Consider the following 26,445-nt stretch of genomic DNA (forward strand, 5'->3'; position numbering starts at 1 on the left):
GATCAGCAGGCGGCCCGGCATTGGCTCAGAGGCTCGCTCAGTAGCGCGGCGGCTTCGCCGGCACCGGCGGCGGCGGATCGGTCGAGATCGCAACCGCGGCGCCCGACTGGATCTTGAGCTGGCCGACGGCGATGACGCGGTCGCCCTCCTTCAGGCCCTTGATGATCTCGGCGCGGCCGTTGATGCGATCGCCGGTCTGCACATAGGTGCGGTCGGCGGTCAGCGTGGTCTTGCCGTCGTCGGTCTTCTTCTCGTTGATGACGAACACGGAGTCGCCATACAGCGTGTAGTCGACCGCCGTCTCCGGCACCGTCAGCACCGGCGGCTTGTCCGGCAGCACCACGGTGGTGGTGGCGAACATGCCGGGCTTCAGGATGCGCTCGGGATTGGCGATGGTCGCCTGCACGCGGATGTTGCGCGTGTCGGTCGCGATCTGCGGCTCGATCGTGGTGATCTTGCCTTCGAACGTCTTGCCAGGATAGGCATCGACGCCGACGCGCACGGTCTGGCCGACCTTGAGCTGGCCACTGTCTTTCTCGGTCACGGTGAAGTTGACCCAGAGCTGCGACAGGTCAGTCAGCGACACGATCTGCGTGCCGGCGGACAGATACTGGCCGACCTCGACCTTGCGGACGCCGAGATCGCCGTCGAACGGCGCGCGCACCAGCTTCTGCGCGATCAGCGCCTCCGTCTTGGCGACGCCGGCCTGCGCCTGGTCATAGGCGGCCTGGGCCTGGTCGACGGTCGCCTGCGGGCCGAACTGCCGCGACGCCAGCTGCTTGGCGCGCTCGAGCGACAGCTGCGCCACCGTCACCTGCGCCTTGTAGTTGGCGAGATCGCCCTGCTCCGGCGCGTCATAGAGCTGCACCAGCGGCGTGCCCTGCTTCACGGTCGTGCCCGGCATGAACATGATGTCGGTGATGCGGCCCGACGCGTCGGAAGTGACGTTGACCTGATGCACGGCGGCGAGATCGCCGACGGCGGTCAACAGGTTCGGCACTGTCTCCGCCGTCGCCGTGGCGACGCTGACATTGATCGGCGGCGGCTTCATGTTCGCGAAGAACTGCGCGATCATCTTGTCGCGGAACATGTTGAACCACACGAAGCCGCCGACGAGCGCCGCGAGCAGCAGGCCGACGACGATGAACCACAGCACCGGGCGGGTGCGCTTGCGCGGCTTGTCGTCGAACGGCTTTCCAGAGAGCTTGGGTTCCGTCGCAATGTTCATGTCATGCACTTTCTGCCGTCGCCGGCCGGGCCGGAGGTTGCGACAATTCGTGGTCGAGATAGCACGCAATCGCGGCATCGGTCAGTCCGATGCCGCGGAGGATGAACTCGCTGAGCTGGCGCTCCAGGCTCGCTGCGGTTCCATAGGCCAGACACGGGGTCGATGGAAGCCGCGTCAATGCGGCCATCAACACGGTGTGGTGCGCAAACCAGAACAGGTCACGCGGCGTGGCTGCTGATCGGACGGCATCACCACAGGCGACGGCCCTTTCCAGCGAGTGAACGAATTTGGCGCCGATCAGATCATCGATCTTGGCGTAGATGATCCGCGCGAACTCGCCATCATCGAGATGGCTGCTCGCCATCAGCCGCAGCCGCTGCTCCTCTTGGTCGTTGGGGCCGTCGGCGATGCTGAGAAAATGGCGCACCATCCCGGCCATCAGCTTGACCAGCGTCGCGGTCGAAGGTTCCTGCCCCAGCAGCAGCTCGAAATCCGGATCGGTCTCGCATTCCTCGCTGAGGATCTCGGCATAAAGCGCCGCCTTCGAGGAGAAATGCTTGAACAGCAGCGCTTCGGAGATCGCGGCGGCCGCAGCCACGCTCTTCGTCGTCGTGCCGGCATAGCCGTGGCGCGCGAAGCAGCGCTTGGCCGCGCCGAGGATCAGCTGCCTCCGGAGATCGCTTGTCATGCGCAAAGTGGACATCGCCCGTGAGTAAATACTCACTTGATTGATGTCAAGAAACATGCCGCGGCGCAGCAGGTTGAGCGGCCAAGTCGCTGAAATCATTACTGAGAAACGCCACCGCCGAAGGCAGCTTCATACCGTTCCACTAAGGCGGATCTGCGGCACGCCCCGGTGGTGCGCAGGCAGAGCCACACCATCGGGCGGATTTTCTTCCCTCGCGGTCCGTGCGACCGTCGCCGCAACGAACGAGAATCGGCCGGGAGGACCTCACATGACCGACGACGCAGCGCTCGCCGAAAGCTTCGACCTCGAGAGCCTGACGCCGGCGTTCTACGCGGACCCCTACCCGACCTATCGCGCGCTGCGCCGGCATGCCCCGGTCAAGCGTCTGCGCAACGGCTCGTATTTTCTCACGCGTTATGACGATCTCGTCACCGCCTACAAGGCGACCAAGGCATTCTCATCGGACAGAGAGGCGCGAGTTCGCGCCGAAATATGGCTCTTCGCTGCTGTACGAGCACCACACCACGAGCCTCGTCTTCAACGACCCTCCCGCGCATACGCGCGTCCGCCGCCTGATCATGGGCGCGCTGTCGCCGCGCGCGATCGCCGAGATGGAGCCTTCGCTGATCGCGCTGGTCGACGGGCTGCTGGACCGGATCGCGGCGAAGCAGACGTTCGAGCTGATCGAGGATTTCGCCGCCGCTATTCCGATCGAGGTGATCGGCAACCTGCTCGGCGTGCCGCATGACGAGCGCGCTCCCTTGCGCGACTGGTCGCTTGCCATCCTCGGCGCGCTGGAGCCGGTGCTGACGCCCGAGCAGCTTGCCCGCGGCAACACGGCTGTCGGCGGCTTCTTGGAATATCTCGAAACCCTCGTCGCGCGCCGCCGCGCGGCCCCCGGCCATCCCGAGCGCGACGTCTTGACGCGGCTGATCCAGGGCGAGGCCGACGGCGAGCGGCTCAGCGAGAAGGAGCTGCTGCACAATTGCATCTTCCTGCTCAACGCCGGCCACGAGACCACGACCAACCTGATCGGCAACGGCCTCGTGCTGCTGTGTCAGCATCCGGAAGAGCGTCAGAAGCTGATCGAGGCCCCAGCCTTGATCCGCACCGCGGTCGAGGAGATCCTGCGCTACGAAAGCTCCAACCAGCTCGGGAACCGCATGACGACGGAGGCTATTGAGCTCGGCGGCGTCATGCTCGACGCCGGCACCTCCGTCACCCTGTGCATCGGCGCCGCCAACCGCGACCCCGCCCAGTTCGACGCCCCCGAACGCTTCGACATCACCCGCCTCCCCAACCGCCACCTCGCCTTCGGCACCGGCGCGCATCAATGCGCGGGCATGGCGCTGGCAAGGCTGGAGGGTGCGGTGGCGATCGCACGGTTTGTCAGGCGGTTTCCGAGCTATCAGCTGAACGGCGAGCCGGTGCGTGGGGGACGGGTGAGGTTTCGGGGGTTTGCGAGCGTGCCGTGCGTGGTCGACGACAGACCTGGCCATAATAATTGAACCCCGAACGCGACAGAGAGACGAACGTCGGCGCGGCGATGTCGGTGCGCTCCCTCTCCCCGTTCTTCACGGGGAGAGGGTTGGGGTGAGGGGCGGCCACACGGGCGGTGTAGATTTCTCTGCAGCAAACTCTCACCCGCTCGGCCCTGCTGGGCGGCGATGACGTCATCACAACTCGCATTCACGTGCCCGTCCGATGGACAAGCGATCCGCGCTTCGTACGTGCCATGCCCCTCACCCGGATTGCTGCGCAATCCGACCTCTCCCCGCAAAGGGCGGGGAGAGGTTTGCACCGCCCCAGCCGAGAGATCGGTGACATCAGCAACGACAAAGGCGGTGCGCTCCCTCTCCCCGTTCTTCATGGGGAGAGGGTTGGTGGCGCTGAGAAGTCCGTCGAGGCGCGGGCAAAAAAGTACTTTCTTTTTTCCAGAAATCATGATTATATCTCCTCGTCCCGTCTCACACGAGGGACGCTTCGCGGTCGTCACGAACGTCGAGGCGGGATGCGGTGGGCGTGTTGGTGCTGCGCGTGGGTGATCTGCGCGGACGACAGCAGCGATGCGCACGGTCAAGTCGCGTGGTCCTGGCACCCCGATGCTGGTGTCACGTCCGTACCGGCGCTCACGCGCCGCGCGGGCAACGGTGGCCAGAAAGCCCGGCGCACCGGGGAGATCGCGAAGCAGCCGTCAAAACCATCGCGCGGGGAATGCCGGGTGTTACTCGGCTGAACCTGTGGTACCTGCCGCCTGCATTTTTTTTCGCAGGCGGGCCATGGGTGCGGCCAGCGCCCGGCATTCCCCGTGCCCTCTTTTCGAAGAGGGCAGGACGAAGAGCAAAGCTCGGACGCGAAACGCGCCGCGAGACAGAGAGCGCATGTCTCACAACTGCCGTTACAAGTCTCACCGCCGTGATCACCGCTCTCACCACCGTCATTGCGAGCGCAAGCGACATGTCCGCCAAAGGCCGAAGGGCGACGACGGAAGCAATCCAGGGCCACGCGCGTGACCCCGGATTGCTTCGCCGCTTCTCTCCTCGCAATGACGCGGAGAGAGACGGACTCAAAACACGGCATGATCACCGCGCTCGGCCATCACTTCGCCACGGATCAGCTTGGCATAGTAGTCGAACAGCGTCTCGGAGCCGGTGGATGGCGTGGCGTCGGCGTCGTAGCGGCGGGTGGCGGGATTCAACACCAGCATCGACTCCGTCGCGTAGTAGCGGCCGATGCGGGCGAGCTCCGCCTTGTCGGCAAGCGACGGCACGATGCGCTTGGCAATGTCGAGCCCGCCGATGATGACGTCGAGCAGCGCCACCGGCACGCGCCGGATGCTCGGCTTGCGGCCGAGCAGCGCGAACAGGTGTTCCGCTTGCTCGATCGGCGTGATCGCAGGTCCGGGGCCGCCGATCGGCAGCACGCGGTTCCAACGCGCCTCGTCATCGAGACAGCCGGCCAGATAGTCGCCGAGATCGGCGTCGCTGATCGGCTTGCAGGCGGTGAGACGGCCGTCGCCGAACACGAGATAGGGCCGCCCCTGCTGCACGCGCGCGACCTGGCCGGCCAGCGACTTGAAGAATGCGGTGGGACGGACGATGGAATAGATCAAACCCGCCTCCATCAGTTCTGCCTCAAACGCCAGCTTGGCCTGCTGAAACGCCAGCAACGGCTTCTGCGCGCAGATGGCGGACAGCAGCACGAACTGCGTGACACCGCCCTGACGCGCTGCATTCAACACGTTCACATGCGCCTGGTAGTCGATCGCCTGAGCATCCCTCGGCACGCCGGTCCGCGACGCCATGCAGGACACGACGGCGTCAAAATGCTCACCACGAAACCCGTCGCGCGCGAGCGAGACGGGATCGGTGACATCGCCGGTCTTGACGGTGGCGCCAGGGATCGTGATGGCGTCGCCGCGCAAGCGGACGAAACAAACCACCTCGTGCTCGCGCGCGACGAGCGCGCGCACCGTGGCGCGGCCGATCGTCCCGGTCCCGCCGAGCATGAACACGCGGCGCGGGCCAGACGTAGGAGATCCAAGAGGAGACATGATCGGCTTCAGTGGAGTTGTGAGAACCACCTCGGTCTATATCACGCCTTGTACTTTCGCGGCGCTGGGCCTTCCAATGAGACACTCGTCATGCCCGGGCTTGTCCCGGGCATCCACGTCGTTCGGCATACGTGATGTGACGTGGATGGCCGGGACAAGCCCGGCCATGACGGCGTGGGTGGGGAGAGGCGGGTGCAAGCAGACACGTAGGTTTGCTGCTCCACCTGCCGTTCCATCAGCTAAGCGCAGGACAACAAGTGCAGCACGGGCCTCACTCCGCCGCCTGCGGCGTCTTCTCCAGGATCAGCGTGTGAATGCCGCAGGTGCCGCTGTACAAGCTCATCACCCGGGTGCCGGGCTTGCGCCCTGCCCTGGGCTCAGACACCTGCAAGCCGGCAGCAAGCAGCCGCGCGCGCGTGGCCTCGATGTCGGCGACGCGCCAGCTCAGGCCCCAGAGCTTGTCGTTGGTCTTGTCGTTGCCGGCGACCGGGCGCTTCACCACCTCGACGATCAGATCGCCGCAGCGGAAGAACATCAGCTGGCCCCATTCCTGGTGGCTGCGGTCGAGCGCCATGTCCAGGCCGAGCCGCGCGCCGTACAGCGCGGCGGCGCGCTCGGGATCCTCGGTCGAGACCACGATGTGGTCGAGCCCGAGAACGGCACTCTCCGCGGTCTTCTCCGACACCGGCCGCGGTCTTGCGAGCTCCAGGAAGAACATGCGCACGCCACGGGTGAGATCGGTCATGGCGCGCGTGCGCTTCCAGTGTAAGGTCTGGCCGGAGACGCGGTCGGTGCTGTCGACCTCGGCGATCGGATCCGGCTTCAGCGCCACGCGCTCCAGCCTTCGATGCATCTTGCCGATATCGGAGGTCGCGAAGCAGATGCTGGCGAGCCCCTCGCCCCAGATCTTGAGGACGTTGCGGATGCGATCGGCGCCGGGGCCCTGGCCGACCGGCGCCATCAGTTCGAGGCTCATATTGTCGAGCGTGAACAGCACGCGCTCGGCGCCATCGCTCGAATTCTGCCAGGACGGCTTGCGGCCGAGCAGCGTCTCGAACGTGGCGCAGCCCGCCTTGATGTCCTCGAGCAGGACTACGACGTGGTCGAGACCGGTGATCACGGAAACAGCCCTCGCGTGTTCTTGGCGTTGCGCACCTTCTCGACGCCGATGGCCATGGCCGCCGTCCGGTGCGCGATGTTGTCGGCCTTGGCGCGCGACAGCATGCGCTCGAAGGCGCGGTCGAGGATCTGGTATTCCCGCCGCATCACCTCTTCCTCCTCCCAGAACAGCTGCTGCAGATCCTGCACCCATTCGAAGTAGCTGACGACCACGCCGCCGGAGTTGCAGAGAATGTCGGGAATGAGAAAGATCTCCTTGCGGCGCTGGTCGAGCACCAGATCGGCATCCGGCGTGGTCGGGCCATTGGCGGCTTCGGCCACGATGCGGCACTTCAGGTTCGCCGCGACCTTGGCGTCGATCACGCGCTCGACGGCTGCCGGAATCAGGATGTCGCAGGCCAGCGTGAGGATTTCCTTGGGATCAAAGGCAAGCTCGGTCGAGAAGCCGGCGATGCTGCCGTGGGCGGTGGCATGCTCCATCAGCTTCGGAATATCGAGACCGCGGGGGTCATGGAGCGCGCCGGTATGATCGCTGACGGCAATCACCTTCATGCCCATCTGGTGGAAGCCGAGCGCGGCGTAGGAGCCGACATTGCCAAACCCCTGCACGACGGCGGTGGACTTGGTCGGGTCAATGCCGAGCTCATCCATCACGCGGCGGGAGACATGGGCGACGCCGCGGCCGGTCGCCTCGCGGCGGCCGAGCGTGCCGCCGGAGAATACCGGCTTGCCGGTGACGATCTCGGTCACGGTCTGGCCCTGATACATGGAGTACGTATCCATGAACCACGCCATCACCTGCTCGTTGGTGCCCATGTCCGGCGCCATCACGTCGGTATGCGGGCCGACGAAGGGGATCATCTCCTGCATGTAGCGGCGCGACAGCGACTCGAGCTCGCGCCGCGACAGCTTGGAGAGATCGACATTGACGCCGCCCTTGGCGCCGCCATAAGGCAGCCCGACGAGGGCGCATTTCCAGCTCATCCAGATCGCCAGCGCGGCGACCTCGCCGATGTCAACGGTCGGGGCAAAGCGGGTGCCGCCCTTGGTCGGGCCCATGGTCAGGAGATGCTGGACGCGGTATCCCTCGTAGACGGCAATGGTGCCGTCGTCCTTGTGGATCGGACACGAGACGGTGATCGCCCGCTTGGGCAGCAGCAGCCGGTCGCGCTCGTCGCCTGGGATGCCAAGATGGTCGGCAATCACGTTGAACTGATTGGTCGCCATCTCGAAGACCGGACCCGCATAGACAGTCATCTTCCACTCCCGAATCTGCGCCTGCAGGCCGGCAACCATAGCGCGACCGGTGCATGGGCGGCAGGGGGCCGCCGGTTGCAAAGGGGCGATCTCAACCACCATGGTGACGATTTGACGAAGAATTTCAGCGTTGATCCGCTTTAACCGCTTGCTAATCTGCGGCGCCGGGGCCGCAACACCCCTCGAGTGAGACAGAAATGCCAATGCAGGCCCTCTTTATCGGACAGACCTACATCGACGTCACGTTCATCACCGACCACATGCCGACCGGAGACGAGAAACACGTCGCCTCCGACTATGCGGTGTCGTTCGGCGGCAATGCGGTCACTGCGGCATTTTGCTGCGCCAAGCTGGGCATCGTGCCGGACCTGATCGCCACGATTGCGAATGACTGGCTCGGGCGGATGTTCCAGGACATGACCGCAAAGTACGGCATCTCCGTACATCCACGGAAAGTGAACGCCTCCTCGCTGTCCTTCATCATGCCGAAGGACGGCAAGCGCGCCATCGTGCGCTGCCGCGATGACGCCCACATCCATCCGTTCCCGCTGCTCAATCTCGGCAATTGCCGGGCGCTGCATGTCGACGGCCACCAGCCCGACGCGGCGCTGCATTACGCAAAACTGTGCCGCGAGGCCGGCATCCTGACCTCGCTCGACGGCGGCGGCCTGCGCACCAATACGCATGAGCTGCTGGAATACATCGACGTCGCCATCGTCGCCGAGCGACTGTGCGAGCAGATGGACCTCACGCCGGAGAAGATGCTCGACTACCTCAAGAGCCGCGGCTGCCGCATCGGTGGCGTCACCCAGGGCGAGAAGGGCCTGCTGTGGTACGACGAGGTCGGCGCGGTGCATACCTTGCCCGCCTATCCGATCCCGCGCGAGCGCGTCATCGACACCAATGGCGCGGGCGACGTGTTCCATGGCGCCTATGTATACTCCTATCTCGCCAATCCGGCGAAGAGCTGGAAGGAGCATTTCGAGTTCGCCCGCGCGGCCTCCACCTACAAGATCCAGAAGCTCGGCAACGAGGCCGGCCTGCCGACGCTCGCCGACATCGAGCTGGTGAAGCAGGAATTCGAGGCGCGCGTGTAGCGGCCGTTGGGGAGAGAGCGGATGGGGCGGGTCGTCGTTGCCGGCAGCATCAACATGGATGTCGTGGCGACGGCCGAGCGCCATCCCCGAGTCGGAGAAACCGTCGCCGGGCAATCGGTGATGTATTTTCCTGGCGGCAAAGGCGCCAACCAGGCTGTGTCAGCAGCCAAGCTCGGCGCGCAGACCGTGATGGTCGGCCGTCTTGGCCGCGACGCGTTCGGCGAGCAGTTGCGCGTATTCCTCGCCGATCAGGGCATCGATCTAGCGGCGGTGAAGGACAGCGCGAGCGCATCTACGGGCACGGCGATCATCACGCTGGCGAATGCCGACAACACGATCGTGGTGATCCCAGGCGCCAACGCCGAAGTCAGTGCTGATGACATCGGGGCGGTGAGTTTGGCGGAAGGCGACGTGGCGGTGAGCCAATTCGAGATCCCGCAAGCGAGCATCGCGGCGTTTTTCCAGCGCGCGAAAGCCGTCGGCGCGACGACGATCCTCAACCCCGCTCCCGCCAGCGCCTTCGCTCCGGGGCTTTTCGTGCTGGTCGACGTTCTCGTGCTCAACGAGACTGAGCTGGGCTTCTTGTCCGGCGTCGAACTCGGCGACACGCCAACGCCGCAGCAGGTCGTCGATGCCATCGACAAGCTCCATCCACGCGCGGACCATACGATCTGCGTCACCCTCGGCGCACGCGGCGCGATCGCGGTGCGTAGCGGCGACGCCAAGCTGGTCGAGGGCCGCGCGGTGAAGGCCGTCGACACCACCGGCGCCGGCGACTGCTTCGTCGGCGCGCTGGCGACGCGGCTGGCGCAGGGCGCTGCGATGGCAGATGCAATCGCCTACGCCAACGTGGCGGCGTCGATCTCGGTGCAGCGCATGGGCGCCGGCCCGTCAATGCCCACAGCAGAGGAGGTCCGCGCGCTGCTCTAGGCGAGAGCGCTCTTCAGGTCGAAGCTCGGATCGGCAGCCTTGGCCGCATCGATCGTGCCGCCCGCAGCCAACAGCTTGCGGCCGAACATGTGGTCACCGGCCTTGTTGACGGACTCGATGCCGACCAGCCGGCCCTCTTTGTAGCAGAATGCGGAGAATGCCTTTTGCGCCGGATCCCCGCGCAGCACAACCTGATCATATCCCGTGGTGAGCCCCGCAATTTGCAGCTTGTCATTGGCCTGATCGCTCCAGAACCACGGCTGCCCGTCATACGGCTTGACGTCGCCCGTCAGCCGCGCGGCGACGCAGCGGGCCTGATCCGTGGCGTTCTGCACCGACTCCAGCCGCAAGGTGCCGCCGAAGCGCGGGCTGGCAAACAGCGCGCAATCGCCGATCGCCGAGATATGTGGATCGCTGGTGAGCAGATATTCGTCGACTACGATGCCCGAAGCAACCTGCAGACCCGCTTCAGCCGCGAGCTCGACATTCGGCAGCACGCCGACGCCGACCACGACGAGATCGGCCGGAATGTGCCGGCCGTCGCTCAGACTGACGCCGGTGACCTTGGTGCCGTCTGCCTCGATGCTGGTGGACTGCACACCGAGATGGATGCGCACGCCGGCGTCCGCATGCTGCTTCTGGAAGTAGTCGGAGATTTCCGCCGTCACCGCCCGCGCCATCACCCGCGCGCCGAGTTCGAGCACGTCGACCTCGAGGCCCTTGATGCGCGCGGTCGCCGCGAATTCCAAGCCGATGAAGCCGGCGCCGATCACGACGACGCGCTTGGCGTCACCGAGCAGCCCGCGCAAGGCTTCGCTGTCGTCGAGGATGCGGAGATAACGCACCGCCGGAAGGTTGGCGTTGGGAATGTCGAGCAGCCGGTTGCGCGCACCGGTGGCGAACACGAGGTGGCCGTAGTCCAGCGTCTGGCCCGAAGCGAGCAGCACCTTGCGCTGGTCGCGGTGGACCGCGACGACACGGTCGTAGACGAGGTCGATGGTCTGGTCGGCATAAAACTTCTGCGGCCGGAACATCAAGGTCTCGGGACCACCGGTGCCCTTGAGAAACGCCTTCGACAGCGGCGGGCGCTGGTACGGCAAATGCGGCTCGTCGTTGATCAGGTGGATCGGATCGGCAAAGCCAGCCTGACGCAGCGAGGTCGCGAGCTGAAAGCCCGCATGCCCCGCGCCTACGATCACAACCGGTCCCTTCGTCACAGCACCCTGCCCCATTCGATCCGTATCCCGTGTTTGCAAGCCTTGCCTGCTGCGGGTTTACCTCCCGTCGCGCCAGCGGAACCGCCTTGTCGCAGACTTCCCCGGCATTGTCACCGGGCCGCTGTGCGCCTTAAATGCGGCAACAACGATACAAGGGAGGACTGAATGTCGGACGCAGCCGCGGAACCCGCCCGCCTGAGCATCGAAGGCCCGATCGCGACGATCACGCTCGACCGTCCCGCCGCGTTCAACGCCATCAACCTCGCCATCGCCAAGCGCCTCGAGCAACTCGCGGCACAGGTCGAGGCCGATCCGACGATCCGAGTGCTGGTGCTCAAGGGTGAAGGCCGCGCGTTCTGCGCCGGCGGCGACCTGCAGACGATCGGCGCCGCGGCCGAGGCCGACACCATCACGCCGGTCGTGAGCGAGTTGCTGCATCACTACCATGCCTTCATCGCCAGCCTGCGGCGCATGCCGAAGATCGTGCTGGCGAGCGTGCACGGCTCGGCCGCCGGTGCCGGGATGTCGCTCGCTTTTGCGGCCGACCTCTGCATCGCTGCCGAGGAAGCCCGCTTCACGCCCGCCTATGCCAAGCTCGGCGTGTCCCCTGATGGCGGCGGAACGGTCGGCATCGTCGCGAGCGCAGGCATCCGGCGCGCGCTGCAGATCTTCCTGGCCGAAGACAGCTTTACGGCCGCGCAGGCCTTTGACTGGGGCCTCGTCGCGAAGGTCGTCCCTGCCTTCGAGCTCGCGGCCGCCACCGAGGCGCTGGCGCAACGGCTGGCGCAGAACATGCCGGCCGGAATTGCTGCCACCAAGGCGCTGATCCACCGCGCGCCGACCAGTTCGGTCGAGGACCAGCTCGCCGCCGAGCGTGACGCGATCGTCAACTGCATGCACACGGGCGAATTCCGTGCCGCCGTGAAGCGGTTCACCAGCAAAGGAAAGTAGGACTGCGCTCACCCCTTCCCTTGCCCCTTCCCCTTCCTGCGCATGAAATCGAAATCGCAGCCGTCATCGGCCTGCAGGATGGTTTCATGAAACAGATGCGCGTAGCCGCGCTCAGCCCAGTCAGGCGTCGCGGCTTGCTTAAGGGACGCGCGACGTCGAGAGAGCTCGGCGTCATCGACCAGCAGGTCGATGCTGCGCTTGGCGACATCGAGCCGGATCATGTCGCCGGTCCGCACCAGCGCGAGCGGCCCGCCGACGGCCGACTCCGGAGTAATGTGCAGCACGATCGTGCCGAACGCCGTGCCGCTCATCCGCGCATCGGAGATGCGCACCATGTCCTTAGTCCCGCCCCGCGCGAGCTTCTTCGGGATCGGCAGGTAGCCCGCCTCCGGCATTCCCGGCGCGCCCTTGGGTCCCGCGTTACGCAGCACCAGCACATCATCAGCCGAGACATCGAGCTCGGGATCATCGACCCGCAAGGTCATGTCCTCGACCGACTCGAACACGACGGCGCGGCCGGTGTGCTGCAGCAGCTTGGGGCTCGCAGCAGAATGCTTGATGACCGCACCGCGCGGCGCGAGGTTGCCCCTGAGCACGGCAAGGCCACCTTCCGGCTTGATCGCGTCGGCGCGCGCGCGGATCACATCCTGCCCGGGCACGTCCTCGGCGGCAGCAACGATATCGCGCAGCGACTGGCCGGTGATGGAGCGGCAATTGAGATCGATGAGGTCGCCGAGTTGCTTCATCAGCTTCGGCACGCCGCCGGCGTGGTGGAAATGCTCCATGTAGTGATCGCCGGACGGCTTGAGATCGACCAGCACGGGCACCTCGCGGCCGATCCGGTCGAATGCATCGAGATCGATTGTGTGCGGCGTGCGGCCGGCAATCGCCGTGAGATGTACGAGGCCGTTGGTCGAGCCGCCTATCGCCTGCAGCACCACCTGCGCATTCTTGAAGGCGGCCGGCGTCAGCAACTCGCTCGGCTTCGGCCTCTTCGCCTTGGCCATTTCGGCAGCTACCCGGCCGCTGGCCTCGGCCGAGCGAAAGCGCTCGGCATGCGGCGCCGGGATCGTTGCACTCATCGGCAAGGAGAGGCCAAGCGCCTCGGTGATGCAGGCCATGGTCGAGGCCGTGCCCATCACCATGCAGGTGCCGACCGACGGCGCGAGCCGGCCGTTGACCGCCTCGATCTCGCTGTCGTCCATCTCGCCGGCGCGATACTTCGCCCACAGACGGCGGCAGTCGGTGCAGGCGCCGAGCACCTCGCCCTTGTGATGCCCGACAACCATCGGCCCCACGGGAATGACCACTGTCGGCAGATCGGCCGACACCGCGGCCATGATCTGCGCCGGCAGGGTCTTGTCGCAACCGCCGATGACGACCACCGCATCCATCGGCTGCGCGCGGATCATCTCCTCGGTTTCCATCGCCATCAGGTTGCGCAGATACATCGAGGTCGGATGGGCAAAGCTTTCTGCGATCGAGATGGTCGGAAATACGAACGGCATCGCGCCGGACAGCATGACGCCGCGCTTCACCGCCTCCAGGATCTGCGGCACGTTGCCGTGGCAGGGATTGTAGTCGCTGTAGGTGTTGGTGATGCCGACGATCGGACGATCGAGCGCGTCGTCGGAATAGCCGGCCGCCTTGATGAAGGCCTTGCGCAGGAACAGCGAGAAGCCGGCATCGCCGTAAGCGGTCAGTCCCTTGCGCAGGCCATCGGTCATGGTCTTCTCTTCTTTCATTCTCATCGTCATTCCGGGGCGCGCAGAGCGCGAACCCGGAATCCAGAAGTTAGTTTGCACTCTCACATCGAGATTCCGGGTTCGCGTCCTGCGGACGCGCCCCGGAATGACGATGTCTTATCAACCCCAGTCGATGATCCGGCTGGCGTCGCCATCGAACTCCGTGGTGCAGAACGCGCCGCCCTGGAAATAGTCCCCGATCGGATCGGCGGGCAGCTTGGCCTGCTCGGCCATGGCGTGCTCGCGGAAATCCTCGGCGCGGCCGGTCGGGCGGTATCCGAGATCATAGGCGCGCTGATTGTCCCACCAGGCACGCTCGTTGAGCGAGGCGCCGTACAGCACTTCGAAATGGATGTCGGGATGCTCCAGGCCGATGCGGCAGAGCTGGACGAGATCCTCCGGCTTCAGCCAGATCGACAGCCGCCGCTTGTCGAGCGGCTTCTCGCCGAAATTGCCGATGCGCAGGCACGTGACCTTCAGCCCGTGCTTGTCGGCATAGAGCGACCCCACCGCTTCGCCGAACACCTTGCTGACGCCGTAGCGGCCGTCGGGACGCGGCTGCACGTCATTGTCGATCTTGCGGTGGCGCGGATAGAAGCCGACCGCATGGTTCGACGAGGCGAACACCACGCGCTTCACACCCTTGCGGCGCGCGGCCTCGAACAAGTTGTAGCCACCGATGATGTTGGCCTGCAGGATGTCGTTCCACGGACCCTCGACCGAATAGCCGCCGAAATGAATGATGCCATCGACGCCGTCGCACAGCGCCTCGACCTGGGAGAGGTCGGCAAGATCAGCCGCCTTGAAGGTCTCCTGGCTGGAGAGATCGGCGGGCGCGCGGAGGTCGCTGAGCAAAAGGTCCGAATAGATCGGCGGCAACAGCTTCCGCAAAGAAGAGCCGATTCCACCGCTCGCACCGGTCATCAAGATACGTGGCATTTCATCCCTCGTGTTGGGTCCGCAGGTTTGCGGTCGTGACAAGCCGATGATAGCAGAGATCGCGAACGCACAATAACGGGACCAGCCAAATGTCCGACGGAAACGCTCACACGCAGGGCTGGCGCCCTGCAACCTTCTATCCTGATCCGGCGATCCACGCGCTCGATCCGCGGTTCGAGAAATACTGGCTCAAGCTCTCGGCCGTGGAACGTCTCGCCACAGGGCTGCGCTGGGCGGAGGGGCCGGTGTGGTTCGGCGATGGGCGCTACCTGCTGTGCAGCGACATTCCCAATCAGCGCATCCTCAAATGGGAGGAGGAAACCGGCGCGGTGTCGGTGTTCCGTAAGCCCTCGAACTTCGCCAATGGCAACACCAGGGATCGGCAGGGCCGGCTCGTCACCTGCGAGCATGGCGGTCGCCGCGTCACGCGGACGGAGTATGACGGGTCCATCACCGTGCTGATGGACTCGTTCGACGGCAAGCGGCTGAATTCGCCGAACGACGTCGTCGTCAAGTCCGACGGCTCGATCTGGTTCACCGATCCGACCTTCGGGCTGCTCGGCAATTACGAGGGCTACAAGGCCGAGCCGGAGATCGACACCCATGTGTACCGGATCGACGGCACCACCGGCCAGGCGACGGTCGTCGCCGAGGGTGTGCTGGGGCCGAACGGGCTGTGCTTCTCGCCCGATGAATCCATCCTTTACATCGTCGAATCTCGCGGCGCGCCGACGCGCAAGATCCTGGCCTATGACGTCTCCGCCGACGGGACTAAGCTCACCAACAAGCGCGTCCACATCGATGCCGGTCCGGGGACGCCGGACGGCATGCGCTGCGACGTCGACGGCAATCTCTGGTGCGGCTGGGGCATGGGCTCGCCCGAGCTCGACGGCGTCATGGTGTTCGCACCGGATGGCGCGCCGATCGGGCGCATCGCCCTGCCCGAGCGCTGCGCCAATGTCTGTTTCGGCGGCCTCAAGCGCAACCGCCTGTTCATGGCCGCCAGCCAGTCGATCTACGCGCTCTACGTGAATACGCAGGGCGCGCTCGGAGGTTGAGCGCAGGGTGGGCAAAGGCGCGGAGCGCCGTGCCCACCGTTCTTGTTCGTGGCGGAGATGGTGGGCACGCTTCGCTTTGCCCACCCTACGCATCCTCACCAATCAGGCCGCGTTGTAGCCTGCGACGGCCTTGACCTCGAGATACTCCTCGAGACCGAACCGACCCCATTCGCGGCCGTTGCCGGACTGCTTGTAGCCGCCGAACGGCGCGGTGCGGTCGTTCGGAACGCCCTGCAGGTTGACGTTGCCGGCGCGGATCTTGCGGCCGATTTCGCGGGCCTTCTCGATCGTCGGCGCCGTGACGTAGCCGGCCAGACCATAGGGCGTGTCGTTGGCGATCTTGACCGCCTCGTCCTCGTCCTTGGCGCCGATGATCACCAGCACCGGCCCAAAGATCTCCTCGCGCGAGATCGTCATCTCGGGCTTGACGTCGGCGAAGATCGTCGGCCGCACGTAGAAGCCCTTGTTGACGCCCTCGGGCAGGCCCGGGCCGCCGGCGACGAGGGTTGCGCCTTCCTCGATGCCTTTGTTGATCAGCGCCTGGATCTTGTCCCACTGGCCGCGATTGACCACGGGGCCGATCGTGGTGCCCTCGCCGCGCGGGTCACCCGCCCTCGTCTTGTCGGCGACGCCCTTGGCGATCGCAGCCACTTCCTTCATCCGGGCGGCCGGCACGATCATGCGCGACGGCGCGTTGCAGGACTGGCCGGAATTGTTGAACATGTGCATGACGCCGCCGGTCACCGCCTTGGTGAGGTCGGAGCCCTCCAGGATCACGTTCGGCGACTTGCCGCCGAGCTCCTGGCTGACGCGCTTCACGGTCGGCGCGGCGCGCTTGGCGACGTCGATGCCGGCGCGGGTCGAGCCGGTGAACGAGATCATGTCGATGTCCGGATGCTCGCTCATGGCGGCACCGACCTCTGGCCCCAAGCCGTTGATCAGGTTGAACACGCCTTTCGGCACGCCGGCTTCATGCAGGATCTCGGCGAAGATCAGCGCCGAAGTCGGGGTGAACTCCGACGGCTTGAGGATCATGGTGCAGCCCGCGGCCAGCGCAGGCGCGACCTTGCAGGCGATCTGGTTCAGCGGCCAATTCCAGGGCGTGATCATGCCGACAACGCCGACCGGCTCGCGCACCACCACCGACGAGGGCAGCGTCTCCTCGAACTCGTACTTCTTGAGCACGTCGAGCGTCGACATCAGATGGCCGAGGCCGGCGCCGGCCTGCAGCTTCTCCGCCATCGGCAGCGGCGCGCCCATCTCGTCGGACACGGCGGCGCCGATCTCCTTCATGCGGCCCTTGTAGATCGTGATGATCTTCTCGAGCAGCGCGACGCGCTCCTCGCGCGAGGTCTGCGAAAAGGTCTCGAAGGCGCGCTTGGCGGCGGCGACGGCCTTGTCGACATCGGCCTTGGAGCCCAGCGCAACCTCATACATCGCCTCTTCGGTCGCGGGATTGACGACCGGGGTGGACTTCTTGACGACCGGATCGACCCAGGCGCCGTCGATGTAGAATTGCAGGCGATTGACCATCGGAAAACCTCTTCAGGTGGAAGCATATGGGGGAGCGGCTGCGCGCGGACCGGCATCCTGGCACGCGCGATCCGCGGGATGAACCCGCCACATGCGGGGACCGGGGTTGCGTCCCGCGGATATAGGAGCAAGGCCGCGACCGGCGCAAGCCGACGGGCCTGCGTTTCGTCGCCGCTCCATTTTGCGCCGCAGCAAGTGCGGCTCCCCTCTTTGACTCTTCCACCGGCCATCATTCCGGATGGCAGAATTCGTCTCCCGTAAATTTCCCGTCCAAATGTGAACTGCTTCACATCAAGGCTCGATCGTCCTGGCTAATCTCCTCGTCATAGACATGACGGCATCTCGAAGGGGCGCCGGACACGATTTCAGAAGTTGATATTTTCGCCTGTTGTTATTGCGCAGCCTTTCAGTACGTAGACATTTGATCCAAGTTGCGACGCCGTCTCCTTCACCCCAGGTGAGCGAGGCGGCGTCCTCGTTTCTGCCCCCTCACACCGCCATCTTGCGATGCCTGACCGGTGCGCCGGTCAGGCTCTCTGCGGCGTCGATGATCGCGTTCGCATCCATGCCGTTGTGGCGATAGAGATCGTCGATCGTGCCGGTCTGGCCGAACTTCTCGACGCCCAGCGCCTCGACGCGATGGCCGCGCACCGAGCCGAGCCAGCCGAGCGTCGCCGGATGGCCGTCGATGACCGTGACAATGCCGCAATCGCGCGGCAGCGGGGCGAGCAGCTGCTCGATATGGCCGAGATGCTGCACGCCGCGGCGATGCCGCCGCAGGCTGCGTGCCGCGGTCCAGCCGGCATGCAGCCGGTCCGCCGAGGTGATCGCGAGCAGGCCGACGTCGCGGCGAGATTCGCCGATCAGGCCGGTGGCTTCGATCGCTTCCGGCGCGACCGTCCCGGTATAGGCGATGATCACCTCCGCGTTCGGCCCTGGCTTGCGCAGCCAATAGGCGCCGGCGGCGATGTCGGCTTCCAGCTCCGGCGTCATGATGCGCTGCGGCTGGTCGACCGGGCGCGTCGACAGCCGCAGGTAGACTGAGCCGCCCTCGCCCGGCGCGGCCTGCATGTGGGCAAAGCCCCATTTCATGATCGCGGCCAGCTCATCGACGAAGGCCGGCTCGAACGACGACAGCCCGTCCTGCGCCATGCCGATCAGCGGCGTCGCGATCGACTGGTGCGCGCCGCCTTCCGGCGCCAAGGTGACGCCCGACGGTGTCGCGACCACCATGAAGCGCGCATCCTGGTAGCAGGCGTAGTTCAGCGCATCGAGGCCGCGCTCGATGAACGGATCGTACAGCGTCACGATCGGCAGCAGCCGCGCCCCGTTGATGGAATGCGACAGGCCGAGCGCCGAGGCCATGATGAACAGGTTCATCTCGGCAATCCCCAGCTCGATGTGCTGGCCCTTCGGCGACGCCGCCCAGTTGAAGGTCGAGGGGATCTTCTCGCTGCGGAACAGGTCGGCCTTCTCGGCATGCGCGAACAGGCCGCGGCGGTTGACCCAGGCCCCGAGGTTGGTCGAGACGGTCACGTCAGGCGACGACGTCACGATGCGCGAGGCCATCGCGCTGTCGCTGCGGGCGAGGTCGTTGAGGATCAGGCCGAAGCCTTGCTGCGTCGACATCTGCGCCGCCGCGGTAAAGGTCAGCCTGGGCACGTCGAACACGGCGTCATCGAGCCTGCGGCCGTCGCGGTTGAACGGCACGGAGGCCAGGAACGCCTCCAGCGTCGCCGCGTCCTGCGTCAGGCCTTCGAACTTGTCCCACTCATGACCCGGGCGGATGTTCTGCTGCGCGCGCCACGTCTCCATCTGCGCGACCGTCATCAGGCCGGCGTGGTTGTCCTTGTGGCCCTGGAACGGCAGGCCGACGCCCTTGATGGTGTAGGCGATGAAGCAGACCGGACGGTCGTGATCGATGGACTCGAATGCTTCCAGCATGCTCGCCATGTCGTGGCCGCCGAGATTTGACATCAGCGCCAGCAGCTCGTCGTCGCTGCGCTTGTCCAAGAGCCGCGTGACGTCGCCCTGGTCGCCGATCTCGTCCTGGATGTGCTTGCGGAAGGCGGCGCCCCCCTGGAAGCACAGCGCCGCGTAGAGCGCGTTCGGGCAGTTGTCGATCCAGCGGCGCAGCGCCTCGCCGCCGGGCTCGGCGAAGGCCTCGCGCATCAGCCGGCCGTATTTGACGATCACCACGTCCCAGCCGAAATTGCGGAACATGGTCTCGAACTTCTCCCACAGGCCCTCGCGCACCACGGCATCGAGGCTCTGGCGGTTGTAGTCGACGATCCACCAGGTGTTGCGCAGGCCGTGCTTCCAGCCCTCGGCCAGCGCCTCGAAAATGTTGCCCTCGTCCATCTCGGCGTCGCCGACCAGCGCGATCATGCGTCCCTCGCGGCGGTCCTCCATCCAGCCATGCGCCTTGACGTAGTCCTGCACCAGCGAGGAGAACAGCGTCTGCGCCACACCGAGGCCCACCGAGCCGGTCGAGAAGTCGACATCGTCGACGTCCTTGGTGCGCGACGGATAGGACTGCGCGCCCTTGAAGCCGCGAAAATTCTCCAGCTTCTCCTTCGTCTGCCGGCCGAACAGATATTGGATCGCGTGGAATACTGGACTCGCATGCGGCTTCACCGCGACGCGGTCCTCAGGGCGAAGCACCGAGAAGTACAGTGCCGACATGATGGTCGCGAGCGAGGCCGAGGACGCCTGATGGCCGCCGACCTTGAGGCCATCGGTGTTCGGCCGGATGTGGTTGGCGTGGTGAATGGTCCAGGACGACAGCCACAGCGCCTTGCGGGTCAGCGCGTTCAGGATGGCGAGACGGTCTGACGATGCGGATGCTGTCGATGCGGATGGCGTCAATGCGGATGGCTTGGCCATGGCGCGCGGCTCCCAGGGGCGTTCGGTGGATTCGGTGACTCTAATCCCGCTGACGTGGCCATAATTCTCAAACTTTCGCGTGCGCCGGGTCATTATTGGGATATTTTCCCACCGCTCTGATCCTTTCCGGGACCGTATCCCAATGCCCGACCTCGACGCCATCGACCGCAAGATCCTCGGCCACCTCCAGACCGACGGCCGCATCACCATGCAGGAGCTCGCCGACAAGGTCGGCCTGTCCGTCTCGCCCTGCCACCGCCGCGTCAAGCTCCTGGAGGAGCGCGGCGTCATCACCCGCTATCTCGCGACGGTGGACCAAAAGGCGCTGGGGCTGCACGTCTCGGTCTTCATCTCGATCAAGCTGGCGCGACAGAAGGAGGAGGATCTCAAGCGGTTCGAAAAGGCGATCTCGGCTTGGCCCGAGGTGCTGGAGTGCTATCTGATGACGGGCAATCGCGACTACATGCTGCGCGTCGTCGCGGCGGACCTGTCGTCGTATGAGGCGTTCCTGAAGACCAAGCTGACCAGGCTCGACGGCATTGCCTCGATCGAATCCAGCTTTGCGCTGAGCCAGGTGAAGTACTCGATCGCGCTGCCCGTGTGAGGCACGCCAGCGCAACACCCACCGCCGTCGTCCCTGCGAACGCAGGGACCCATACTCCGCGACGGGTGTGGTGGAGAAAGACTGGGCCGACATCTCGCGCAACAACGTCTCCCTGGGGGTATGGGTCCCGGCGTTCGCCGGGACGACACTGGAGTGCTGGGCGAGAGCTTTCGTCACTACCGGCACAGAGCGTCCATCGTCACAGGCGTCCGCCTCCCCGCGACGCGTTGCGTCCGAGCTATGCTTTATCTCTTCGCGCTCCTCAAACAGAGGGCGCAGGGAAGGCCGGGCGCTGGCCGCGCCCGTGGCCCGCCTGCGGAAAAAAATGCAGGCGGCAGGTACCACAGGTCTGGCCGAGAACGCCCGGCCTTCCCCGCGCGATGGTTTTAACGGCTGCTTCGCAGTCTCCCCGGTGCGCCGGGCTTTCTGGCCACCGTTGCCCGCGCGGCGCTGGAAGCGCCGGCGCAAGCGTGACACCAGCATCGGGGTGTCAGGACCGTGCGACTTGACCGTGCGTGCATCCTTGTTCGTCGGCGCGAATGATCACGCTGCAACGACAGACGCCCACCGCATTCCGCTGCCGACGTCCGTGACGACCGCGATACGTCCCCTCCGACGCAACGGAACGAGCGGACAATAATGCTGATTTTACGAAGTCGGCAAGCGGTTTATTTTTCGCGGCGGGGCTGGACAGGATTTTCGCGCACGACCTGATTTGCCCGTCGGGTCGCCACACGCACCTCTGCCCGCCTGCGGCAGGGCTATCGCGTATGAAGATGCCGCGCTGTCGCGACGAATAATCCTGCGAGTTAGTTGCTCCGTCATGCCCGGGCTTGTCCCGGGCATCCACGCGGTTCTCAGCATGCTGAACGACGTGGATGGCCGGGACAAGCCCGGCCATGACGACGTGAGATAGACGAGTCCACCGCTCCGATTGGCATATGCGATGGCCCTGCCGCCTGCGGGGAGAGACCGGATTGCATCGTCAGATGCAATCCGGGTGAGCGGGACTCTCGGCAGGGCTGGTGCGTGTGGCTGCCCTCACCCCGACCCTCTCCCCGTGAAGAACGGGGAGAGGGGGCGCACCGAGATCGGCGCGACGGCGTTGGCCGACTTCAGCAAAGGAGGCGCGAACGAAGGAGGCGCGTGGCGCCGTCTCGAACCATGAGGTCCGCAATCAGGTCCGAATCCTTCCCGCCTTGATCGCGCCTGCGATGCGTCACAGCCGAGGCCGTCATTGATCCAGATCAAACGGCTTCGACAAGGCGCGCAAGACGCCGATCAAATCCTTGATGTTCCTCGGTTTGATCCAGATCAAACGGCCGCAGGCCGACCGCAGCATGGCCCAGGGACGTCCATATTGGCCGTCAAAAAGCGCCACATCTCGTCGCCAGATTCTGCGGCACAGCATGCGCTGATGACGCGAACTAACAGGCATGGCGGACTGATGCGCCCGGCCTGACATCGTCACACTAGCGCGCCCGTACAGAGAAACCAGCGTCCTGGAAAGCAATGCAGAACAACAGCGCTCAACGTTCGGCCCAACATGACTACACGTCGCATCCACGACAGGCCCGGCCGCTTAAGCATGTGGCCATCAACGTCGCCCCTGCCCACTATCAGCCGGCGGCGCAGCCGGGCAGCCGCAGCACCGGTCGCGCCGAACGGCGGTTCTGGCTGACGATGCAGACGATCATGCTGGCTGTCGGCGTTCTCCTGGTGAACCTGTTGCTGTTCTTCCCGCCGCTCGGCATCGCGCTGATGTGGAATCTGCTGATCCCGATCGCGCCGGCGCTGGTGACGATCTCGCCGGGGCTGTGGCGCAACATCTGCCCGATGGCGACCTTTCATCTGCTGCCGAACAAGATGGGCATCTCGCAGAACATCCGGATGCCCGAATGGGGCGCGGCGACGCTCGCGGTGATCGGCGTGACGCTTCTGTTCATCGTCGTGCCGATGCGGCGCATCGGACTGAACGTCGACGGCCCGCTGACCGCGCTGATGCTGCTGTCGGCCGCGTTCATGGCGTTCGCGATGGGCTCGGTATTCGAGATGCGCTCGGGCTGGTGCACCTCGCTGTGCCCGATCCACCCGGTCGAGCGCCTCTATGGCACGAACCCGGCGCTGACCTTCAAGAACGCTCGCTGCAACATCTGCGAAGCCTGCAGCAATCCCTGCCCGGACTCGACGCCAGAGCTGACGCCGACCGCGGGCGTGCCGACGAAGGTGCAGCAATTCCTCGGCAACTTCCTGATCGGCAGCTTCCCGGGCTTCGTGTGGGGCTGGTTCCAGGTGCCGGACTATCCGCCGGAGCAGGTCGGCCGGGCCGAGATCATCACCGCCTATGCCTGGCCGTTCATCGCCGCGATCATCAGCTATGCCGTGTTCAAGGTTGGCGAGCACGTGCTGCGCTACAAGCCGGCCCAACGCACCAAGATGCATCGCATCTTCGCGGCCGCCGCGATCAGCACCTACTACTGGTACCGCCTGCCCGGCCCCGCGTCGCTGCTGCCGGACTGGTTTCCGCTAGTCTCGCATCTCGTCACGACGCCGTTCTTCTTCTGGTTCCTGGTGCTGCGTAACCCGAAGGTGAGCTGGCTGAAGCGGCCGGTGATGGCGTCCAACTACTGGTCCAGCCGGTTCGAGAGCACGGCCAACAAGAACCTGATCCGCGTCTCGCCCGGCAAGGCGTGATCGCCGCGGCACACATCGTCCACCAGTTACAGCGTCTACGATCGAGGAGTTGAGCATGTCGAACTTCAGGACCGTCACCGTCAAGGGCCGCCAGTTTCGCGTCCGCGCAGGCGACGTGCTGCTCGATGGCGCGCTCGCCAACGGCGTCGAGATTCCGTTCGACTGCCGCGCGGGCACCTGCGGCACGTGCATGGTTCACGTCGCCAAGGGACAGACGGTGTGCGGCGAGACGCATACGCAAGGCATGATCTATGCGTGCCAGGCGCGCGTCGTATCGGACCTCGAGGTCGATGTCGAGGACGTGCCGGAGATCGACATCAGCAAGGCGCGGCTCGTGGGCCTGCGCGAGGTCGCGCCAGATATCATGGAGCTGATGATCGCGCCGGAGAAGAGCATCAGCTATCTGCCGGGCCAGTACTTCAAGTTCACCTTCGCCGGCTATCCGGCGCGTGCCTACAGCCCGACCGCCTCGTTTGACGGCCGCATCGGCGGCCGCGTCATCCACCTCAACATCAAGAAGGTGCGCGGCGGCCGCGTCACGCAGGCGCTCGGCAACGGCATCCGGCCCGGGCATCGGTTGCGCATCCAGGGGCCGTATGGCCACGCCTTCCTGCGTCCCGGCGGCACCGGCCGGCTCGTCCTCGCCGGCAGCGGCACCGGCTTCGCGCCGATCTGGGCGATCGCGGCGATGGCGCTGCGCGAGAACCGCAGCCGGCCGATGGTGATCATCGCCGGCGCCAAGAAGCTGCCGCAGCTCTACATGACCCCGATCCTGGCGCAGCTCGCGCGGCTGCCGAATGTCACGGTGATCCCGACCGTCGAGGAAGGCCCGATCAATCATCCCTCCATCCGTACCGGCCGCATCGAGCCGCAGATGCCGACGCTCACCGCGTCCGACGTCGTCTACGCCTGCGGCTCGCCGCGCATGGTCACCGCACTCGCCGGCATGGTGGAGAAGGCCGGCGCGACGTTCTACGCCGACCCATTCGAGCCGGCGCCGCCGGAAGCGCCGTCCGGCATCATCGGCCGCATCAAGACCTTCGTGGCGCGGCGTCCCGCAGAGCCCGAGCCGAGCCGCGACGGCGGCAAGGGCCACGACGCGTCGCTCGATCCGTTCGCGCGCGCCTTGTCGCTGGTGCCGAAGGATCCGATCGAGGACGACATGGTCATGCCGCGTGCCGAGCCCCGCCGCAGCACGGCGGCCGAGCGCGACCACGCGCTGTCGCTGGTGCGCGAGCGCGCGCTGGGCGATGCCGCCCAGCTCCAGGAGCGTCCGCGCCGCGCCGCCGGGCAGATGGCCTCGGGGCATGTCTGAAGCCGACCGTTGCCGTCGCAGACCGCGGCGGACTGGATCGCCCGGCCACCATTTTGAAGACGCGCTTCGCGCTTTTGCCGGGCGATGACAGGTGAGTGCCGGGAGGCGCCTGAAGGCCGTCCCTGCCGGGCGCCCTCGCCCGCAGCTCTTGATCGCGTCGCAACTGTCACAACACTGTATTACGGTGAAACCCTTGCCGGCCGAACCGCCGGCCAGCGAACTCTGGTCTCACCGATGCCGCCAACAGCTGCTTCGACGAACAGTCCAACGCCGCGCCGACGCCGGCGTTTTCCCAAGCTGCTCGCGCTGGCGAGCGGGCTGTCGTTTCTGACCGTGCTGCTCGCCATCGGCTACTGGCTGTCGCAGCCGCAGACCCTGCGCATCGCGGTCGGGCCGGCGGGCAGCGACGATGACGTGCTGGTGCGGGCGCTGGCGGATACGTTCGACGCCAATGACAGCGCCATCCGGCTGACCCCGGTCGCAACCGATGGACCGCTGCAGAGCATCACCATGCTCGCGAACGGCCAGGCGGAGCTCGCGGTCGCGCGCGGGGACCTGCAACTGCCGCCGACGGCCCGCTCGATGGCGATCCTGAGGCGTAACCTCCTGGTGCTGTGGTCGGCGCCGCGCGGGCCGAAGCCGAAGTCCGAGGCGCGCATCAAGAGCATGGCCGATCTGGCCGGGCGCAGGCTCGGAGTCGTCGGCATCAGCCAGGTCAACGTCGCCCTGCTCCGGGTCGTGCTCGGCGAATCCGGCGTCAATCCGGACAAGGTTGCGATCGTGCAGTTCGGCGCCAACCAGATCGCCGAGATGACGGCGGATGCCACGCTCGACGCGTTCGCGATGGTCGGGGCGCTCAATGACAAGACGATCGCGGATGCGATCGCCGCGACCGCGCGCCGTCGCGGCGAGCCACGCTTTCTTGCGGTCGACGTATCGGAGGCGATCGCCGAGCGTCATCCGCTCTATGAGTCCGAGGAGATCCCGACCGGCGCCTTCGCGACCAAGCCACAGCGGCCCGACGACAAGGTGGAGACGGTCGGCATCAATCAGCTGATCATCGCGAACGCGGCGCTGCCGGAGGAGACGGCCGGCGCGTTCGCGCGGCTGCTGTTCACGTCCAAGGCTCAGCTCGCCAAGACCGTGCCGGGCGCGGCGAGGATCCAGAAGCCGGACACCGACAAGGATGCGGCGCTGCCCGCCCATCCCGGCGCCGCCGCCTATATCGACAACAATGAGCGCAGCTTCCTCGACAAATACAGCGACTATCTCTGGGGCGGCGTGCTGATCCTGTCCGGCCTCGGCTCGGCCGCGGCCTGGCTGCGGCACTTCGTGAAGCGCGGCGAGCGCCAGGACAATACCGATCATCGCGACCGCCTGCTGGCTGCGATCGCGGCCGCGCGGCAGGCGCAGAGCCTGGCCGAGCTCGACCGCATGCAGACCGAGGCCGACGTCATCCTCGGCGAGACCTTGGCCTGCCACGATGACGGCGCGATCGAGGACGGCGATCTCACCGCCTTCAACCTGGTGCTGATCCAGTTTCACGAAGCCGTCGCCAACCGCCGCGCCGCTTTGGCGACCGAAAGCCAGCGCGCGCTCTCGCCGGTGCGCAGCGCGTGAGGCGACGATCA

At 65.9% G+C, this 26,445-nt stretch carries 18 protein-coding genes and 1 pseudogene; 9 read left to right on the forward strand and 10 right to left on the reverse strand.

Annotated features, from left to right (window positions below; translation table 11 throughout):
• Window positions 1–37: 37 nt before the first annotated feature.
• Together ACVILH_RS30265 and ACVILH_RS30270 are read right to left on the reverse strand one after the other, a co-directional pair.
• Entirely contained in the window at window positions 38–1,228 is a 1,191-nt protein-coding gene (locus ACVILH_RS30265; RefSeq protein ID WP_456716160.1) for an efflux RND transporter periplasmic adaptor subunit, read from the reverse strand.
• Window position 1,229: 1 nt separating this feature from the next.
• A complete protein-coding gene (locus tag ACVILH_RS30270) occupies window positions 1,230–1,916 on the reverse strand; it encodes a TetR/AcrR family transcriptional regulator (protein WP_456716161.1) in 687 nt (228 codons plus the stop codon).
• A gap of 268 nt (window positions 1,917–2,184) precedes the next feature.
• Between ACVILH_RS30270 and ACVILH_RS30275 the strand changes: the two are divergent.
• Window positions 2,185–3,424 (forward strand): annotated as a pseudogene (locus ACVILH_RS30275) (cytochrome P450).
• A 1,058-nt stretch (window positions 3,425–4,482) separates the two neighbouring features.
• Here ACVILH_RS30275 and ACVILH_RS30280 read toward each other — a convergent pair.
• From ACVILH_RS30280 to ACVILH_RS30290, 3 genes are all read right to left on the reverse strand, one after another.
• Entirely contained in the window at window positions 4,483–5,424 is a 942-nt protein-coding gene (locus ACVILH_RS30280; protein WP_456717113.1) for an NAD(P)H-binding protein, read from the reverse strand.
• Window positions 5,425–5,740: 316 nt separating this feature from the next.
• A complete protein-coding gene (locus ACVILH_RS30285; RefSeq protein WP_456716162.1) occupies window positions 5,741–6,589 on the reverse strand; it encodes a VOC family protein in 849 nt (282 codons plus the stop codon).
• Window positions 6,586–7,845 carry a Glu/Leu/Phe/Val family dehydrogenase gene (locus ACVILH_RS30290; RefSeq protein ID WP_456716163.1) on the reverse strand — a complete coding sequence of 420 codons (1,260 nt, stop codon included), beginning with the start codon at window positions 7,843–7,845 and terminating at the stop codon, window positions 6,586–6,588. The genes ACVILH_RS30285 and ACVILH_RS30290 overlap by 4 nt, the downstream gene beginning before the upstream one ends.
• Before the next feature lie 203 nt (window positions 7,846–8,048).
• Between ACVILH_RS30290 and ACVILH_RS30295 the strand changes: the two genes are divergently transcribed.
• Entirely contained in the window at window positions 8,049–8,942 is an 894-nt protein-coding gene (locus tag ACVILH_RS30295) for a sugar kinase (RefSeq protein ID WP_456716164.1), read from the forward strand.
• A gap of 21 nt (window positions 8,943–8,963) precedes the next feature.
• On the forward strand, window positions 8,964–9,872 hold the full coding sequence (locus ACVILH_RS30300) for a ribokinase (RefSeq protein ID WP_456716165.1): 909 nt from the start codon (window positions 8,964–8,966) through the stop codon (window positions 9,870–9,872).
• Here the strand turns inward: ACVILH_RS30300 and ACVILH_RS30305 are convergent.
• The gene (locus ACVILH_RS30305; RefSeq protein ID WP_456716166.1) at window positions 9,869–11,104 is read right to left on the reverse strand and encodes an NAD(P)/FAD-dependent oxidoreductase; all 1,236 of its coding nucleotides are present in this window, start codon (window positions 11,102–11,104) and stop codon (window positions 9,869–9,871) included. The genes ACVILH_RS30300 and ACVILH_RS30305 overlap by 4 nt on opposite strands.
• 150 nt (window positions 11,105–11,254) lie before the next feature.
• Here ACVILH_RS30305 and ACVILH_RS30310 point away from each other — a divergent pair, with 150 nt between their 5' ends.
• Complete coding sequence (locus ACVILH_RS30310; RefSeq protein ID WP_456716167.1) at window positions 11,255–12,040, forward strand: enoyl-CoA hydratase/isomerase family protein; 786 nt, start codon at window positions 11,255–11,257, stop codon at window positions 12,038–12,040.
• Between the two features lie 8 nt (window positions 12,041–12,048).
• On the opposite strand, the gene ACVILH_RS30315 is transcribed toward ACVILH_RS30310, so the two are convergent.
• Window positions 12,049–13,767, reverse strand: coding sequence for an IlvD/Edd family dehydratase (locus ACVILH_RS30315; protein ID WP_456717114.1), 1,719 nt, complete (start codon window positions 13,765–13,767; stop codon window positions 12,049–12,051).
• Between the two features lie 138 nt (window positions 13,768–13,905).
• Window positions 13,906–14,724, reverse strand: coding sequence for an NAD-dependent epimerase/dehydratase family protein (locus tag ACVILH_RS30320; RefSeq protein WP_456716168.1), 819 nt, complete (start codon window positions 14,722–14,724; stop codon window positions 13,906–13,908).
• Between the two features lie 89 nt (window positions 14,725–14,813).
• Here ACVILH_RS30320 and ACVILH_RS30325 point away from each other — a divergent pair, with 89 nt between their 5' ends.
• The gene (locus tag ACVILH_RS30325; RefSeq protein ID WP_456716169.1) at window positions 14,814–15,782 is read left to right on the forward strand and encodes an SMP-30/gluconolactonase/LRE family protein; all 969 of its coding nucleotides are present in this window, start codon (window positions 14,814–14,816) and stop codon (window positions 15,780–15,782) included.
• Window positions 15,783–15,884: 102 nt separating this feature from the next.
• Here the strand turns inward: ACVILH_RS30325 and ACVILH_RS30330 are convergent, their stop codons facing one another.
• Together ACVILH_RS30330 and ACVILH_RS30335 are read right to left on the reverse strand one after the other, a co-directional pair.
• Window positions 15,885–17,315, reverse strand: coding sequence for an aldehyde dehydrogenase family protein (locus ACVILH_RS30330; RefSeq protein WP_456716170.1), 1,431 nt, complete (start codon window positions 17,313–17,315; stop codon window positions 15,885–15,887).
• 489 nt (window positions 17,316–17,804) lie between these two features.
• Window positions 17,805–20,201 (reverse strand): transketolase, encoded by a 2,397-nt coding sequence (locus ACVILH_RS30335; protein WP_456716171.1) that lies wholly within the window; start codon window positions 20,199–20,201, stop codon window positions 17,805–17,807.
• A 142-nt stretch (window positions 20,202–20,343) separates the two neighbouring features.
• Here ACVILH_RS30335 and ACVILH_RS30340 point away from each other — a divergent pair, with 142 nt between their 5' ends.
• From ACVILH_RS30340 to ACVILH_RS30355, 4 genes are all read left to right on the forward strand, one after another.
• The gene (locus ACVILH_RS30340) at window positions 20,344–20,805 is read left to right on the forward strand and encodes an Lrp/AsnC family transcriptional regulator (protein ID WP_456716172.1); all 462 of its coding nucleotides are present in this window, start codon (window positions 20,344–20,346) and stop codon (window positions 20,803–20,805) included.
• 1,590 nt (window positions 20,806–22,395) lie between these two features.
• Window positions 22,396–23,499, forward strand: coding sequence for a ferredoxin (locus ACVILH_RS30345; RefSeq protein ID WP_456716173.1), 1,104 nt, complete (start codon window positions 22,396–22,398; stop codon window positions 23,497–23,499).
• Between the two features lie 55 nt (window positions 23,500–23,554).
• Window positions 23,555–24,814, forward strand: coding sequence for a 2Fe-2S iron-sulfur cluster-binding protein (locus tag ACVILH_RS30350; RefSeq protein WP_456716174.1), 1,260 nt, complete (start codon window positions 23,555–23,557; stop codon window positions 24,812–24,814).
• Between the two features lie 234 nt (window positions 24,815–25,048).
• Entirely contained in the window at window positions 25,049–26,434 is a 1,386-nt protein-coding gene (locus tag ACVILH_RS30355) for a TAXI family TRAP transporter solute-binding subunit (RefSeq protein WP_456716175.1), read from the forward strand.
• Window positions 26,435–26,445 lie beyond the last annotated feature (11 nt).

The organism is Bradyrhizobium sp. USDA 4353, from assembly GCF_054063215.1.